Annotated in this window: 14 protein-coding genes; 10 read left to right on the top strand and 4 right to left on the bottom strand. The window is 38.8% G+C overall.

What is annotated here, in order from left to right; all coding sequences use genetic code 11:
- Nucleotides 1–19 precede the first annotated feature (19 nt).
- Nucleotides 20–439 carry an acyl-CoA thioesterase gene (locus tag HDE68_RS14350; protein ID WP_183882908.1) on the bottom strand — a complete coding sequence of 140 codons (420 nt, stop codon included), beginning with the start codon at nucleotides 437–439 and terminating at the stop codon, nucleotides 20–22.
- Between the two features lie 127 nt (nucleotides 440–566).
- On the opposite strand from HDE68_RS14350, the gene rpsO reads away from it, so the two are divergent.
- Nucleotides 567–872: a 30S ribosomal protein S15 gene (gene rpsO, locus HDE68_RS14345; RefSeq protein WP_041887075.1), complete on the top strand. Its 306-nt coding sequence runs from the start codon at nucleotides 567–569 to the stop codon at nucleotides 870–872.
- A 116-nt stretch (nucleotides 873–988) separates the two neighbouring features.
- The gene (gene pnp, locus HDE68_RS14340; protein WP_183882907.1) at nucleotides 989–3,133 is read left to right on the top strand and encodes a polyribonucleotide nucleotidyltransferase; all 2,145 of its coding nucleotides are present in this window, start codon (nucleotides 989–991) and stop codon (nucleotides 3,131–3,133) included.
- Between the two features lie 86 nt (nucleotides 3,134–3,219).
- On the opposite strand, the gene HDE68_RS14335 is transcribed toward pnp, so the two are convergent.
- Complete coding sequence (locus HDE68_RS14335; protein ID WP_183882906.1) at nucleotides 3,220–5,586, bottom strand: ABC transporter permease; 2,367 nt, start codon at nucleotides 5,584–5,586, stop codon at nucleotides 3,220–3,222.
- A 668-nt stretch (nucleotides 5,587–6,254) separates the two neighbouring features.
- On the opposite strand from HDE68_RS14335, the gene rpe reads away from it, so the two are divergent.
- The 4 genes from rpe to HDE68_RS14315 all read left to right on the top strand — a co-directional run bounded on the left by rpe (nucleotide 6,255) and on the right by HDE68_RS14315 (nucleotide 10,320).
- A complete protein-coding gene (gene rpe, locus HDE68_RS14330) occupies nucleotides 6,255–6,929 on the top strand; it encodes a ribulose-phosphate 3-epimerase (protein WP_183882905.1) in 675 nt (224 codons plus the stop codon).
- 86 nt (nucleotides 6,930–7,015) lie between these two features.
- The gene (gene serC / locus HDE68_RS14325; RefSeq protein ID WP_183882904.1) at nucleotides 7,016–8,083 is read left to right on the top strand and encodes a 3-phosphoserine/phosphohydroxythreonine transaminase; all 1,068 of its coding nucleotides are present in this window, start codon (nucleotides 7,016–7,018) and stop codon (nucleotides 8,081–8,083) included.
- 6 nt (nucleotides 8,084–8,089) lie between these two features.
- Entirely contained in the window at nucleotides 8,090–9,040 is a 951-nt protein-coding gene (locus HDE68_RS14320) for a D-2-hydroxyacid dehydrogenase (RefSeq protein WP_183882903.1), read from the top strand.
- Nucleotides 9,041–9,114: 74 nt separating this feature from the next.
- The gene (locus HDE68_RS14315; RefSeq protein WP_183882902.1) at nucleotides 9,115–10,320 is read left to right on the top strand and encodes a DUF1015 domain-containing protein; all 1,206 of its coding nucleotides are present in this window, start codon (nucleotides 9,115–9,117) and stop codon (nucleotides 10,318–10,320) included.
- Between the two features lie 6 nt (nucleotides 10,321–10,326).
- Here the strand turns inward: HDE68_RS14315 and HDE68_RS14310 are convergent, their stop codons facing one another.
- Together HDE68_RS14310 and HDE68_RS14305 are read right to left on the bottom strand one after the other, a co-directional pair.
- The gene (locus tag HDE68_RS14310) at nucleotides 10,327–10,839 is read right to left on the bottom strand and encodes a hypothetical protein (RefSeq protein WP_183882901.1); all 513 of its coding nucleotides are present in this window, start codon (nucleotides 10,837–10,839) and stop codon (nucleotides 10,327–10,329) included.
- A 90-nt stretch (nucleotides 10,840–10,929) separates the two neighbouring features.
- A complete protein-coding gene (locus tag HDE68_RS14305; RefSeq protein ID WP_183882900.1) occupies nucleotides 10,930–11,709 on the bottom strand; it encodes an S-adenosyl-l-methionine hydroxide adenosyltransferase family protein in 780 nt (259 codons plus the stop codon).
- A gap of 101 nt (nucleotides 11,710–11,810) precedes the next feature.
- On the opposite strand from HDE68_RS14305, the gene HDE68_RS14300 reads away from it, so the two are divergent.
- The 4 genes from HDE68_RS14300 to HDE68_RS14285 are packed head-to-tail and all read left to right on the top strand — an operon-like array spanning nucleotide 11,811 to nucleotide 15,110.
- The gene (locus tag HDE68_RS14300; protein ID WP_183882899.1) at nucleotides 11,811–12,785 is read left to right on the top strand and encodes a PhoH family protein; all 975 of its coding nucleotides are present in this window, start codon (nucleotides 11,811–11,813) and stop codon (nucleotides 12,783–12,785) included.
- Between the two features lie 35 nt (nucleotides 12,786–12,820).
- Nucleotides 12,821–13,774: a phosphoribosylaminoimidazolesuccinocarboxamide synthase gene (locus HDE68_RS14295; RefSeq protein ID WP_183882898.1), complete on the top strand. Its 954-nt coding sequence runs from the start codon at nucleotides 12,821–12,823 to the stop codon at nucleotides 13,772–13,774.
- Between the two features lie 35 nt (nucleotides 13,775–13,809).
- A complete protein-coding gene (locus HDE68_RS14290; protein ID WP_183882897.1) occupies nucleotides 13,810–14,199 on the top strand; it encodes an STAS domain-containing protein in 390 nt (129 codons plus the stop codon).
- Entirely contained in the window at nucleotides 14,199–15,110 is a 912-nt protein-coding gene (locus tag HDE68_RS14285; protein ID WP_183882896.1) for a ribonuclease Z, read from the top strand. The genes HDE68_RS14290 and HDE68_RS14285 overlap by 1 nt, the downstream gene beginning before the upstream one ends.
- The last annotated feature ends 111 nt before the right edge of the window (nucleotides 15,111–15,221 follow it).

The following is a 15,221-nucleotide window of genomic DNA, read 5'->3' as shown; positions in this document are numbered from 1 at the left end:
TATATAATATAAGTTATTTTTATACGCTGTAGGCCTTAATCATCTCCTCGCTTACTTTACACCCTTTACCTGTAGCGGTATCAATTAATACGTAATCAAACCATCCGTCTGAGGCTATTTTGCCTGTACGTACGTTTTCAATTTCAAATTGTACTCTGCAGCCCTTTTCATTGATAGTGAGTATGCCTGTTCTTATTTTAAGCTGGTCTCCTAAAATCAAAGGCCTTTTATAGTCTACATGCGCAGTTCTTACCACCCAGCCAAAACCGCTTTTCAGGAATTCTTCCATCGGCATTTTATAGAATTGTTCCATCTGATCGTAACGGGCAGCCAATACGTAGTCAAAGTATTTACTGTTGTGTACGTGGTTAAACATGTCTATATCATCCGGTCTTACCTTTAATGCTGTCTCAAATATACTATATTCGGTCTTTTCCATCCTGCAAAAGTAAAGTTTGAGGGCTGTTTACAGAAATATTTTATCAGGATAGGTGTTTATCCTGAAAACTTACACTATCTTTGCGCGTAATTAATTAATCAATATACACTTTAGTATAATTCAAGCAATGTATTTAAGTAAAGAAGTAAAAGCCGACATTTTCAAAAAACACGGCGAAGTAGAAACTAACACAGGATCTGCAGAAGGACAAGTAGCGTTATTCACTTACCGTATCGCGCACTTAACAGAACACTTGAAGAAAAATCGTAAAGATTTCTCTACTCAATTGTCTCTTCAAAAATTAGTAGGTAAACGCCGTGGTATTTTGGCTTACCTGTTTAAAAAAGATATCAACCGTTACCGTGCTATCATTAAATCTTTAGGTTTAAGAGATATTATCAAACCATTAGGTTCGACAAGAGATAGCAAATAAGCGTTAAAATATCAAGAAAAGCCATTCTTAGGGATGGCTTTTTTAATTGAAATATAAAAATATAATATATAAATCTGGTGTGTCGAAAGAGGAAAACACACCGCAACAATTTGTAAATGAATGTAATAAAAAAATCGTTCGATCTTGGCGATGGAAGGACCATCGAAATTGAAACAGGAAAATTAGCTAAACAAGCTGATGGTTCCGTTGTGGTAAGAATGGGTGACACAATGCTTTTAGCGACTGTAGTTTCTTCAGTTGGTGCTAAAGCTGGTGTTGACTTTTTACCTTTATCTGTAGATTACCAGGAAAAATATGCGGCTGCAGGTCGTATTCCAGGTGGTTTCTTACGTCGTGAGGCTAGATTATCAGACTATGAAGTTTTAATCTCACGTTTGGTTGACCGTGCTTTACGCCCGATGTTCCCTGAAGATTATCACTCTGATACTCAGGTAATGATCACTTTGATTTCTTCTGATAAAAATATAATGCCAGATTCATTGGCTGGTTTAGCTGCTTCAGCTGCCATCGCTGTTTCTGACATTCCTTTTAACGGACCAATCTCTGAAGTTCGTGTTGCTAAAATTGATGGTCAATTAGTGATCAACCCATATGTTAGTGACTTAGAACGTGCTACTTTAGAATTCTTAGTAGCTGGTACTGAAAATGATATCGTAATGGTAGAAGGTGAAGCTGACGAAATTTCTGAAGAAGAAATGGTTGAAGCTATCGAATTCGCACACAAAGCAATCATTGTTCAGGTTAAAGTTCAAAAAGAATTAGCTGAAGCAGTAGGTAAAACTAAAAAACGTGAATATTCACACGAAGACAGCAATCCAGAATTAAAAGAGCAGGTTTATGCTGCTACTTATGATCAGGTTTATGCTGTAGCTAAAAGCCAGACTTCTAAACATGAGCGTACAGAGAAATTTGCTGAGATTTCAGCAGCTTTCGTAGCAACACTTGGTGAAGAAGTTGATGCAGTTACTGCTTTCTTAGCTAAAAAATATTTCCATGATGTACAATACGATGCTATCCGTAACCTTGTTTTAGACGAAGGTATGCGCTTAGACGGTCGTGATGTACGTACTGTACGCCCTATCTGGAGTGAGGTAAGTTATTTACCATCTGCTCACGGTTCTGCAGTATTTACACGTGGTGAAACTCAATCATTAACTACGGTTACTTTAGGTTCTAAAGATGATGAGCAAATGATTGATGGTGCTTTCATCAATGGATACAACAAATTCTTATTGCACTACAATTTCCCAGGTTTCTCTACAGGTGAAGTTCGCCCTAACAGAGGTGCTGGCCGTCGTGAAATTGGTCATGGTCATTTGGCTATGCGTTCATTAAGAAAAGTATTACCAGGATTAGAAGCAAACCCATACACAATCCGTATCGTTTCTGATATTCTTGAATCTAACGGTTCTTCTTCAATGGCAACTGTTTGTGCTGGTACATTAGCATTAATGGATGCAGGTATTAAAATCAAAGCTCCGGTTTCGGGTATTGCTATGGGATTAATCACTGACGAGAAAACTGGTAAATATGCAATCCTTACTGACATCCTTGGTGATGAAGATCACTTAGGTGATATGGACTTCAAGGTTACTGGTACTGAAAAAGGTATCGTTGCTTGTCAAATGGACTTAAAAATCAATGGTTTGAAATGGGAAGTTTTAACTGCTGCCCTGAAACAAGCTAATGAGGCTCGTTTACACATCTTAAATGAGATGGCTAAAACAATCTCTGCTCCACGTGAAGATTACAAGGATCATGCTCCGCGTATCGTTTCTTTAAGTATTGACAAGGAATTCATAGGTGCTGTAATTGGCCCGGGTGGTAAAATTATTCAGGAAATGCAACGTGAAACTGGCGCATCTATCTCTATCGAAGAGGTTGGTAACAAAGGTATCGTTGAGATCTTCGCGGATAATAAAGCTGCAATTGATGCTGCTGTTAAACGTATTAACGCAATCGCTGCTAAACCAGACATAGGTGCTACTTATGACGGTAAAGTGAAATCTATTATGCCTTTTGGTGCTTTCGTTGAGATTATGCCAGGTAAAGATGGTTTACTTCACATTTCTGAGATTGCCTGGGAACGTTTAGAAACTATGGATGGTGTCCTTAAAGAAGGTGACAAAATCCAGGTTAAATTATTAGACATCGACAAACAAGGTAAAATGAAACTTTCCAGAAAAGCTTTATTGCCTCGTCCACCGAAACCAGAAGGTGTTGAAACTAAGCCAGCTTAGTTCTCTCTCTGAATAATAAATAAAAACGCCTCACGATTAATTTCGTGAGGCGTTTTTTTATGCTTTAAATTTTGGTTGTTCCTGAGCTATTCATGCTTTAAAGAATCTATTGGAGTAGCTTTGGCTACTTTAACGGATTGCACACTAACAGTGATGATTGCAATGATTGACGATAAACCGATTGCGATGACAAAGGGCAACACGTTTATCCCTACATTAAATTCATAGGCTGATAACCATTTGCTGATGATAACATAGGCCAGGGGAAATGCAATCAGGTTAGCAATAGCGACTAGTTTTATGAAATCTTTGTTGAGCAGTGTTAAAATATTCAGTGTACTTGCGCCTAAAACTTTGCGGATACTGATTTCTTTTTTTCTTTGTTCTGCCATGAATAAGGCAAGACCTAATAAGCCCAGGCAGGAGATGAAGATAGCGAAACCACCAAACCAGTTGGATAAAATTCCTAATAAACGCTCATCCTGGAATTTTTGCTCAAAATTATCACTTGCAAATGTTCTGTCTACCGGAAAGTTTGGATTGAGTGCTTTTACAACCTCATCAATTTGCGCTGCCGAGGTACTGATATTCTGTGCCGGATTTAACCTGGCAATGATAAAATCGACGTTTTCCATGTGATTGGTGATATACATCGGGGCGGCAGTTTTATAGGGTGATTCCATGACAAAGTCTTTCATGACGCCGATGATGGTAAAAGGTTTGCCCATTACATTGAGGGTTTTTCCGATAGGATTTTTGAACCCTATTACTTTTGCTGCTGCTTCATTGATCACAATATTTGTAGAATCTGCTGTGAATTTGGCAGAGAATTCTCTTCCTGCTACCATTTCAGTGCCCATTGTTTGCGCAAAGTCTTCACCGGCAGCGCGATTATTAAATAAAATATCTTCTTTGGGATTTTTACCTGGCCAGCTAACGCTAAAGGTATTATTACCGCTCGTATTTAAAGTTGTACTAAAATAAGTCACCTGTGTTACCGCGCCGGTTTTGATCAGCCTTTCTTTCAATAGCGCCAGTTTTTCTTTGCCTGCAAGATTTCCCTGTATGGGTATTTGTACTAAACCTGCTTTGTTATAGCCAACTGGTTTGTCTTTAATGTAGTTGAGCTGCTGATAAATAACAGCTGTACAAATGATAAGGCAGGCTGCAAATACAAATTGAAAGATCACTAAAATTTTTCTTACGGAAAGTGAAGAACTGCCTGCTGTATTAAACCCTTTTAATACTTTAACAGGTTCAAAAGAGGAGAGGTAGAATGCCGGATAACTGCCTGCAACAAAACCTGTGAATGTAGTCAGACCAACCAGAACTGCCCAGAATGTCCAGCTCTCATATTTGATGACCAGTTCAATTCCTAATAGTGAATTGAAATAGGGCAGGCTGATTTCCATTAAAGTAAAGGCCACCAGCATCGCCATGAAAGAAAGTAAAATAGATTCTATCATAAACTGACCTATTAAAGCACCTCTTGATGAGCCGATTGCCTTTCTTACGCCAACCTCTTTAGCCCTTTTTTCTGATCTGGCAGTGGACAGGTTCATAAAGTTTACACAGGCAATTAAAAGTATACAAAAGGCCAGGATGAGAAATATCCTGAGCTGATCAATTTTACCACCAACCGATTTGCCGTTTTCAAAGTTATCGTATAAATGCCATTTCGATAGCGGGTGCAGTAATGCTTTGCTCGTTGTGCCTTCCTGATTGCGGCTATAGATATCTCTGATTTGCGTATTAGCCTGATCAAAAGAGGTGTTTTTCTGTAACTGGACTACGGTAAGACACATATTGTTCCCCCAGTTGATGTCTTTAGCCCATGGGTTTTGTTTGATGAAGAGCGCCCATGGCATGATATAGTCCAGTTGAATGCTACTGTTTTTAGGGACATCCTGAATGACAGCTTCGACTTTTAAAACCTCAGTATTTTGCAGCTTTACCATTTTATTAATGGGGTCTTCGTCGCCAAACAGATTTTTGGCCATAGTTTCTGTTAAAATAACTGAATTAATATTGTTTAAAAGTGTATTTGGGTTCCCCTTAATAAGTTTATAATCGAATATTTTCAGGAATGAAGGGTCTGTATAAACGGCTTTCTTTTTAAATGTCTTTTCTCCATTGCTGATTACTTGTTCCTGCGGATAGGAGGAGTGAGATGCATAGGCTACGCCAGTAATTTTACTCCTAACCTCATCGGCCATGGCATTGGGTGTCCAGGCCCAGCTAAAGGTTTTTGTAGTGGTTTTGACGTTATTATAGATGACATAAGTTTTTTCGAAATTGGTAAACTGTCTGTCGTAGCTCCATTCATAAGCTACATAAAGTAATAATATCATACAGCTGGCCAGGCCGATGGCCAGACCACCTACATTAATTAAGGTATAACCTTTGTTTTTCCAAAGGCTGCGTAATGCTATTTTCAGGTCAAGTTTAAACATGTATTTAAGGCTTATATTTATTTCATGCCAGAAGCTAAACCTATGCCATTACCCTTTTAAAGGGTTTTTGATAGGATAAACCATGTTTTTGGCCGAAAGCAAACCTTAAACCGTTCGAAAACGTACAGCTGGTGTACAATACCGTACTCTTGTTCTTAAGATTTACGGGCATAATTTAATAAAAAAACCGCTCCCTGCTGTTACTCAGGTTACGGTTTTTTACGCATCTCATTAATAAATATTATAGGCCAGATTTTCCGGACTCCCTGACTTCTAATACCAGCCTTCCTGCACACTCTGACTCTAGAAATTTCGAGTAGACAGTTCAACTGTAGCCTCCCGAACTCATGGGCTCAAGGGAAAACGTAGTGCAAATTAGAACATAAATGTATATTAATTAATGAAGTGGTAACATTCAGGAAATTATACTGATTGTTACTGCTTTACTGTTTTTATATTTTGTATAAATCTTGCCTTAAGTTTGTTACAGAATTTTGTTCGGTCTTAAATGAGGTTGTTTTTAATCCGGGGACTAAGTCTGATCAAGCCGGCAGCAGGGGCAGACATCAATCATTTTCCCGAAACCGGGTCTTTTATCTCCTTTAATCTGCGGGATGAACGGGTTATTTTTTTATATTTACTTCCATAAAAACAAACGATTAGAATACATGAAACACCTGATTGCCCCATCCGTACTTTCTGCTGATTTTGCCAATTTACAACGTGATATAGAGATGATTAATTCTAGTGACGCAGATTGGTTTCACGTGGATATCATGGATGGTGTATTTGTACCTAATATCTCTTTTGGTTTCCCGGTAATGGAAGCGATTAAAAAATATGCTAAAAAACCTTTGGATGTGCATTTGATGATTGTAAATCCGGATCAGTACATTGAACAATTTGTTGCTGCCGGTGCAGATAGGATTACTGTACATTACGAAGCCTGCATTCATTTAAATAAAACTATTCAGGCTATCCATAAAAGTGGCGCCCGGGCATGTGTTGCTTTAAATCCGCACACCCCAGTAGAGTTGCTGATCGATATTCTTCCGGTATTGGATATGGTATTGGTCATGTCTGTTAACCCTGGCTTTGGCGGGCAGCAGTTTATCCCTAATACGCTGCTTAAAATCAGAAGGCTTAAAGCAATGGCGGCCCAGGTAAATCCAGAATTGCTGATCGAAGTAGACGGTGGGGTGAGCATTCATAACCTGAGTGATTTACTGGCTGCAGGTGCTGATGTTTTTGTTGCAGGAAATGCAATTTTCGGTGCTGAATCCCCTCTGGAAATGATCAGGACTATGAAAGCTGTATCAGCTTCTCCTATCAGTAGTATATAAAACCTATAATTTTACTCGTTATTTCAAAAAACCAAATATTATTTGGATAAAACAATTACATTTACAATAATTAATTAACATATAAAATGAGACATAATTTTGGAGCTGGCCCCTGTATTTTACCTCAGGAAGTGTTTAGACAGGCGTCGCAAGCCGTTTTAGATTTTAAGGATGGGTTATCGATTTTAGAAATTTCCCACCGTACACCAGAGTTTGAGGCCGTATTAGCTGAAGCTGTTAAGTTGGTTAAAGAGTTGTTAAATGTACCGGAAGGTTACTCTGTTTTATTTTTACAGGGAGGTGCAAGTCTGCAGTTTGCCATGGTTCCAATGAACCTGTTAAGCGAAGGACAAACGGCTGCTTACCTGGAAACAGGTGTATGGGCAAATAAGGCAATTAAGGAAGTGAAAAACTTTGGTACTGCCAATGTAGTGGCTTCTTCGAAAGATGCTAACTTTAATTACGTGCCTAAGGATTATTCAATTCCTGCGGACAGTGCTTATTTCCACTGTACCTCGAATAACACGATTTATGGAACTGAAATGTTCAGCCTGCCTGAAACTCAGGTACCTATCGTATGTGATATGTCGTCTGATATTATGAGCAGGGTAATTGATGTCTCACAATATGATCTGATTTATGCTGGTGCGCAGAAAAATATTGGTCCTGCAGGTTCAACTTTAGTCATTGTTAAAGACGAGATTTTAGGTAAAACAACCAATAAAATCCCTTCTATGTTAAATTATAAAGTGCATGCTGAAGGTGAGTCGATGTATAATACACCTCCTGTTTTTGCAATTTATGTAGCGATGCTAAACCTGAGATGGTTAAAATCTAAAGGTGGTGTTGCTGAGATAGAAAAAGAGAACATCGCTAAAGCGCATGCTTTATATGCTGAAATTGATAGAAATCCTTTGTTTAAAGGTACTGCTGCAGTGGAAGACCGTTCGAAAATGAATATCTGTTTCGTAATGGAGAATCCTGAACTGGAGAAACCGTTCCTGAAATTCGCAGAAGAAAATGATATCGAAGGAATTAAAGGGCATAGAAGTGTCGGTGGATTCAGAGCTTCTATTTACAATGCTTTACCAATTACAAGTGTACACAGACTGGTGGAATTAATGCAGGTTTTTGCAGAGAAACACCAAAAATAAAATTCAATGATTAAGATACTTGCAAACGACGGGATTGACCCGATCGGAAAACGATTATTAGAAGAAGCCGGTTTTATTGTAGATACAGAGACTGTTGCTCAGGATAAACTGATTGAAGCGCTGCAAAATTATGACGCGATTACAGTAAGAAGCGCAACGAAAGTTCGTAAAGATGTAATTGACGCATGTCCTAACCTGAAATTGATAGGCAGAGGTGGAGTAGGGATGGATAATATTGATGTTGACTATGCCAGAGAGCAGGGGCGCGCGGTTGTAAATACACCAGCTGCATCTTCTTTATCAGTTGCAGAACTGGTATTTGCACATTTATTTACAGGTATCCGTTTCTTACAGGATGCTAACCGTAAAATGCCGGTTGAAGGAGCTTCAAATTTCAATAAACTGAAAAAAGATTACGCTAAAGGTACTGAGCTTAGAGGTAAAACTTTAGGGATCATTGGTTTTGGCAGAATAGGAAGAGAAACAGCTACGCTGGCTTTAGGTCTGGGTATGAATGTGCTTGCTTATGATTTGTATCCATTTGATGGTAAATTAACTTTGAAATTTCAGGGTGATTTAAGTCTGGATATTCCTGTTAAAACAGTAAGTCTGGAAGAAGTGATCAAAAATAGTGATTTCATTACTTTACATACGCCTTTCGCTGACCGCCCTATACTGGGTGCTGCTGAGTTTGACCAGGTGAAACCAGGTGTTGGTATCGTTAACTGTTCAAGAGGTGGTACGATTGATGAGCAGGCATTAATTAATGCTTTGGATAGTGGTAAAGTTGCTTTCGCTGGTTTAGACGTATTTGATAATGAGCCTACTCCTTTAGAGGCAATTTTAAAACATGCTAAAATTTCGTTAACGCCACATATCGGGGCTGCCACGAACGAAGCGCAGGAGCGTATCGGTGAAGAATTAGCTTCATTGATCATCGCCCATTTTAAAAAATAATTATTATAAGATGAAATAAGTTAAATGGTTTGGGATTTGATTATATTCGGTCCCAAACCAAATAGCCCCATTTCATGCCTTTAGTCAAGCCTTTTTCAGCGCTTATTCCTGCTGCACATTTGCAGTCTTCAGTGGTTACAAGGCCATTGGAATATTATAGTACAGGTGAGGCCAAACTGATTGCCTCAGAAAACAATTACAGCTTTCTTCATTTAATTAATCCGGCATTGGATCATGCTTATCTGCGTGATATGAACCAGAGTCTGATCTTCCGCAAGATTGCTGAAAACTTCAATACTTTTGTTAATGGTAAAGTTCTGGTAGACTTAAACCGGCCTTGTTATTATATCTATCAGCTAAACTATAATGGGATAACCCAGACAGGTTTATGGACTTTAAGTGATGTACAGAGTTATCTGAATGGCAGTATTAAAAAACATGAATTAACGGTCGAAAGGAGAGAGAAACAGCTGGCTGATTATCTGCACCATACAGGACTGGACGCTAATCCGGTATTGATTACTTACCATCCTGTGGAAGCAATTGAATTGGTTACACAGAAGTACATTAAAGAGCTTCCTGTTATTGATTTTGTCTTTACTGATCTTACAGGTCATAAGGTCTGGCTGATTGATGATCAGGCAGATATAGATTTGATCACTAATGAGATTGGGAAGATTGAATCTGTGTATATTGCAGATGGTCATCATCGCGCGGCAGCGATGTCAAAAATGGACTTCTTTTCTACTGTATTTATGAATACAAAAGAAATCAGGGTATTACAGTTTAACCGCCTGGTTAGAGATCTCCATGGGTTGAGTCCTGAAGATTTTCTGTCCAGGCTGGGAGAGGCCTTTACGATTGAAAAATCTGATCGGCCTGTTGATCCTGATCAGCTGCACCAGATAGGAATGTATCTTAATTTTCAATGGTATATCTTATGCCCTAAACCAGGGATATATGACGCTGATGATCCTGTAGAATTACTGGACGTCAGTATTCTGCAAAATCATTTGTTAGGCCCTGTTCTGGGGATTGATGATCCACGCACCAATGCCAGGATCACTTTTGAAGGCGGGATTACTCCTTTAAGTGAAATTCAGACTATGGTTGATAACGGCCTCTATGCCATAGCATTTACGTTATTTGCTGTCTCGGTTGAACAAATTATCAATGTAGCTGATGCCAATAAGACTATGCCACCAAAATCTACCTGGATAGAACCTAAGTTTCTGGTTGGCATACTGACTAATTATTGTATGCACGAAGAGGAGTATTAATAATGATCAGGGTTTTTTGCGGATCTTGTTGAAAAAGAAGATCCCCCCTCCAATGATAATCAGGATTAAAAATATGATAGAATAGGTTTCTGTGTATTTTTCTGCGGTAATTGTTGCTGTTTTTTTCTTGAGTTCTTCATTCTGATCCTGCAGTTTTTTGATGGTCAGCATATAGGCTTCAATACGTTTTGCATTATTGCCTGCATTGGTTTGCACTTGTTGTACTTCCTGATCTTTATAGTTCATCAATACTTTGAGTTCCCTGAAAATATTATTGTCATTGAGAATAATGCCTCTTAAGATCTCATTTGAGTTTTTAAGGTCATTTTTTGTCTGTAAACCAAAAATTCCTGTTCTGGCACTAAGACTTAAATCATATTGGCCAAATTTGGCGCTTCGCTCTGCGAGTAAGGCATTAATCTTTAAACGTTGTACCTGATAGGCAGAAGTGTCACTTTGTACGGCCAGTGCGTTAATAGAGGTGCTTAAGCAAATAAATAGAAGGAGCGGTCTGATCATAATTGTATCTTTCGGTATATAAAGCAAAATCTATGCCTTATCCTGATTTGGAAAGGGCATTTATGCAGGATTTACTGTTTAAAAGGCGAATTAGGGGTGAAACTGAATGCGGACAATGTCGCCAAGGTGAAGCCCCAGCAGTCCGCTTGCTTTACCCTTGTTAATGGCTATTTCCAAATGGTTGCTAATTCCAAACAGACATAACTTTTCTCCTTCAGATACCTCATTGTAATGCCAGCTCAGCTGGGTAATGGTTTCACTTTTACGGAAGTACAGGGTGAAATCGCGGTTGCGCTGAATTTTGGTGAACAGTTCTTTCGTGATATTGGTGATGACGTTACAGAAAGTATCGATATAAATTACGCTTCCTCTGATCATATCTTTTTCAATGACCGGGTTGAGTAACATTTTTTCTTCAATATTTGCTGTCGGCAATCCAATGTCTTTGAGTTTTCCGCCTTTGGCAAGATGAATTGCTGCTTTAACAAAAATATCAACCAGCGGGAAGTGCAGATATTTTAAATCCTGCATAATATTCAGCTCTACGATTTCATCAGGTTTCCCGTCAAACAGGAGAGAAAAAATACCGTTATCTGCACCGACAAAATAATGATCGTGATATTTCAATCCAATATATTTTGTGTTTTCACTAAAGACAGAATCTATACCTATCAGATGCACAGTACCTTTAGGGAAATAGTGATAAACATTCTTTAAAACAAAGGCTGCATAAGAAATATTGAAAGATGGAACTTCGTGGGTTATATCAACAATAGTAGCTGTAGGCAAGATCGTCAGGATACTGCCTTTGAGTGCAGCCTGATAAAAATCTTTGGATCCTAAATCTGTTGTTAAAGTGATAATGGCCATTAAAAATTGAATATTTATTCTTATTCTTGCGTATGCGGTAAAGCGCTACAAATATTCAACTTTTATATCAAAATATACACTCCTATCTAAAAAACAATATTTTGAACGAACTTAAACTCACATTAGAAACAGTAGATCCAGTGCAATTCTGGGGTGCTAACAACGAGCATTATGAGTTGATCAAACATGCATTTCCTAAACTGAAAGTTGTTGCCAGAGGCAACGAAGTGAAGGTGTTAGGTGATGAAGATGAGCAAAAACTCTTTGAAAAGAAGTTCGGTAAACTCGTAGGTCATCTTGAACAATATGGTTCATTAAGTCCGGGAGATATTGAATCAATTTTAGCGTTTAAATATAACGCAGATTCTTATGGTGCTGATGCTGCACCCGAAAAAGTGAATGGTAATGGTGGCGGTGGAGAGGTCATTGTATTCGGAAATAACGGTATGATGATCAAGGCCAGAACTGCTAATCAGCGCAGAATGGTAGACAGTATTGTGAAGAACGATGTACTTTTTGCGATCGGCCCTGCCGGTACCGGAAAAACGTATACCGCAGTAGCACTTGCTGTGAGAGCATTGAAAAATAAAGAAATTAAAAGAATTATCCTGACCAGGCCGGCTGTAGAGGCGGGGGAGAGCTTAGGCTTTTTACCCGGTGACCTGAAAGAGAAAGTAGATCCTTATCTTCGCCCTTTATATGACGCGCTTGATGATATGATCCCGGCCGAAAAGCTGAAATTATATCTGGAGAACAGAACGATTGAAATTGCACCTCTTGCTTTTATGCGGGGACGTACTTTGGATAATTGTTTTGTAATTTTGGACGAAGCGCAAAATTCGACAGATTTGCAGCTTAAAATGTTCCTGACACGTATGGGGCCTTCTGCGAAATTTATCGTAACGGGTGATGTGACGCAGATCGATTTGCCTAAGAAACAAATGTCTGGTTTACATAATGCTTTACGTATCCTGGATGATATTCCGGGTATTGAGATCATTTATCTTACCGGAGAAGATGTGGTAAGGCATAAGCTGGTGAAAAGGATATTGAAGGCATACGGAGATATACAGTAATTTATAAACAATAATTGATGTGATCCATCAACAACATGAAAGCAATTAAAGAAACAAATTTTAATTTTCCTAAACAGAGTAGTTTTTACAAGGGTAAGGTGCGTGATGTATACACTATTGACCATCGTTTGATGGCTATGGTAGTAACGGATAGAATTTCTGCATTTGATGTGGTTTTGCCAGAGGCAATTCCTTTCAAAGGACAGGTGTTAAATCAGATTGGTGCTAAGTTTTTAAAGGCAACAGCCGATATCGTTCAGAACTGGGTGATTGCTGTACCGGATGAAATGGTGACTATAGGCCGTATCTGTGAGCCTTTTAAAGTAGAAATGGTGGTTAGGGGATATCTTGCCGGTCATGCCTGGAGAGAGTATAGTGAGGGTAAAAGAAGTGTATGTGGTGTAGCTCTTCCGGAGGGTTTGAAGGAAAATGATAAATTGCCTCATCCAATCATCACACCTACAACAAAAGCAGCTGTAGGACATGATGAGGATATCTCGAGAGAGGATATTTTATCGAAAGGTATTGTTTCAATTGTGGATTATGATCAGTTGGAAAATTATACTTATGCGCTGTATAAAAGAGGGACAGAAATGGCTGCAGAACGTGGTTTGATCCTGGTGGATACCAAGTATGAATTTGGTAAATCTGGTGATGAAATCTATCTGATTGACGAAATCCATACGCCTGATTCTTCACGTTATTTTTATGCTGAGGGTTATGAAGAGCGTCAGGCAGAAAATACGCCTCAAAAGCAGCTTTCAAAAGAGTTTGTACGTAAATGGTTAATTGAAAATGGATTTCAGGGTAAAGACGGACAGGTAGTTCCGGTAATGACGCCTGAGATCATTGCTTCAATTTCTGAGCGTTACATTGAGCTTTATGAGCAGATTACCGGCGATACGTTTGTGAAGAATGAGCAGGATAATATTCTGGACAGAATTGAGCAGAATGTTTTAGGAAGCCTTGATACGCTTTTATCGAAATAAATACTTAATTTGTTACCTTAAAAAAGGGGGATGTTATGAAATTTTCAGTAGATAAACACGAAAAGTATGTCGCAATCAGACTTGATGAAGTCAGGCTGACTGCCGATAATGCGCCCAGATTAAAATCTGAATTCATTTTATTGAACGCTGAGGGATATTGTAATATCGTTTTAGATTTATCAGTGGTGAGCGATTGTGACGATTCACAGGACCTGAGCTGCCTTTTGGTAGGCGACAGGCTCTGTAAAAAGGCAAATGGATTGTTCATTGTGACCGGTATTAGCGATTGTATTTCCAAGCTCCTGGAGATGTCTTCGATTGACCAGTCACTTCACATTGTAGGCAACCTGGATGAGGCGGAAGATTTGATCTTCATGGAAGAAATAGAGAAGGAATTACTAGGGAGCTTTGATCAGAAAAATTAATGAAGTTTGAGGTTACCATTTTAGGAAGTAGTTCGGCTACTCCAGTTTTTAATAGAAATCCAACAGCACAACTTTTAAATTGTAAAGATAAGTTTTATCTGATTGACTGCGGCGAAGGTACTCAGCAGCAGTTAATCAGATTTGGTTTTAAAGCCAGCAAAATAGATGTCGCTTTTATCAGTCACCTTCATGGTGACCATTATTTTGGTTTAGTGGGTTTACTCTCCACAATGAACCTTAATGGCCGTATTAAGCCATTCCAAATCTTTGCCCCGGCAGCCTTAATGGAAATACTGGAGATTCAGTTCAGATATTCTGAGACGAATCTCAGGTTTGAAATTGAGTTCTGTCCGATTGTAGCTGATGAACCCAGAGTGATTTTTCAGAATCAGGATATGACGGTGGAAACGATTATTCTCAACCACCGGATTCCTTGTACGGGGTTTAAGTTTACGGAGAAGAAACGTTTGCGCAAAGTTCTGGTTGAGAAATTGGAGCAGGATAATGTTCCTGCAGAATATTATCAGCTGCTAAAGAAGGGCATGGACCTGACTTTACCCGGCGGACAAGTGATATTGAATACAGATTATACGATAGATTCTGATACACCAAAAAGTTATTGCTATTGCTCAGATACGATGGCAGATGGCAGTTACCTGGAAAGCATCCGCGGTTGCACAATGTTGTACCATGAAGCTACTTTTATGAATGACTTGCTGGAGAGGGCAAATGTGACGCACCATACGACGGCTTTGCAGGCCGGTAGGATAGCGAAAGAAGTAGGGGCGGATAAGTTGTTAATTGGGCACTTTTCTTCGAGATATAAGACGTTATTGCCGTTGTTAGAAGAAGCACAAGGGGTTTTTGAGAATACGGAGTTGGCTCTTGAAGGGGTTACATTCACCGTTTAGGTAGTTCTTAGGGAAAATAAAAAGGTTTGTTAATTTTCTGATCGCGTTCATGAATTATGAACAATATCAGAAAATTAACAAACCTTTTTATTTTAATCAAGAAGATTCTAA

Source organism: Pedobacter cryoconitis, assembly GCF_014200605.1.
Taxonomy (GTDB): Bacteria; Bacteroidota; Bacteroidia; order Sphingobacteriales; family Sphingobacteriaceae; genus Pedobacter; species Pedobacter cryoconitis_B.
Note: the sequence above shows the minus strand (reverse complement) of the source record. Positions and strands in the feature narration are given on the sequence as shown.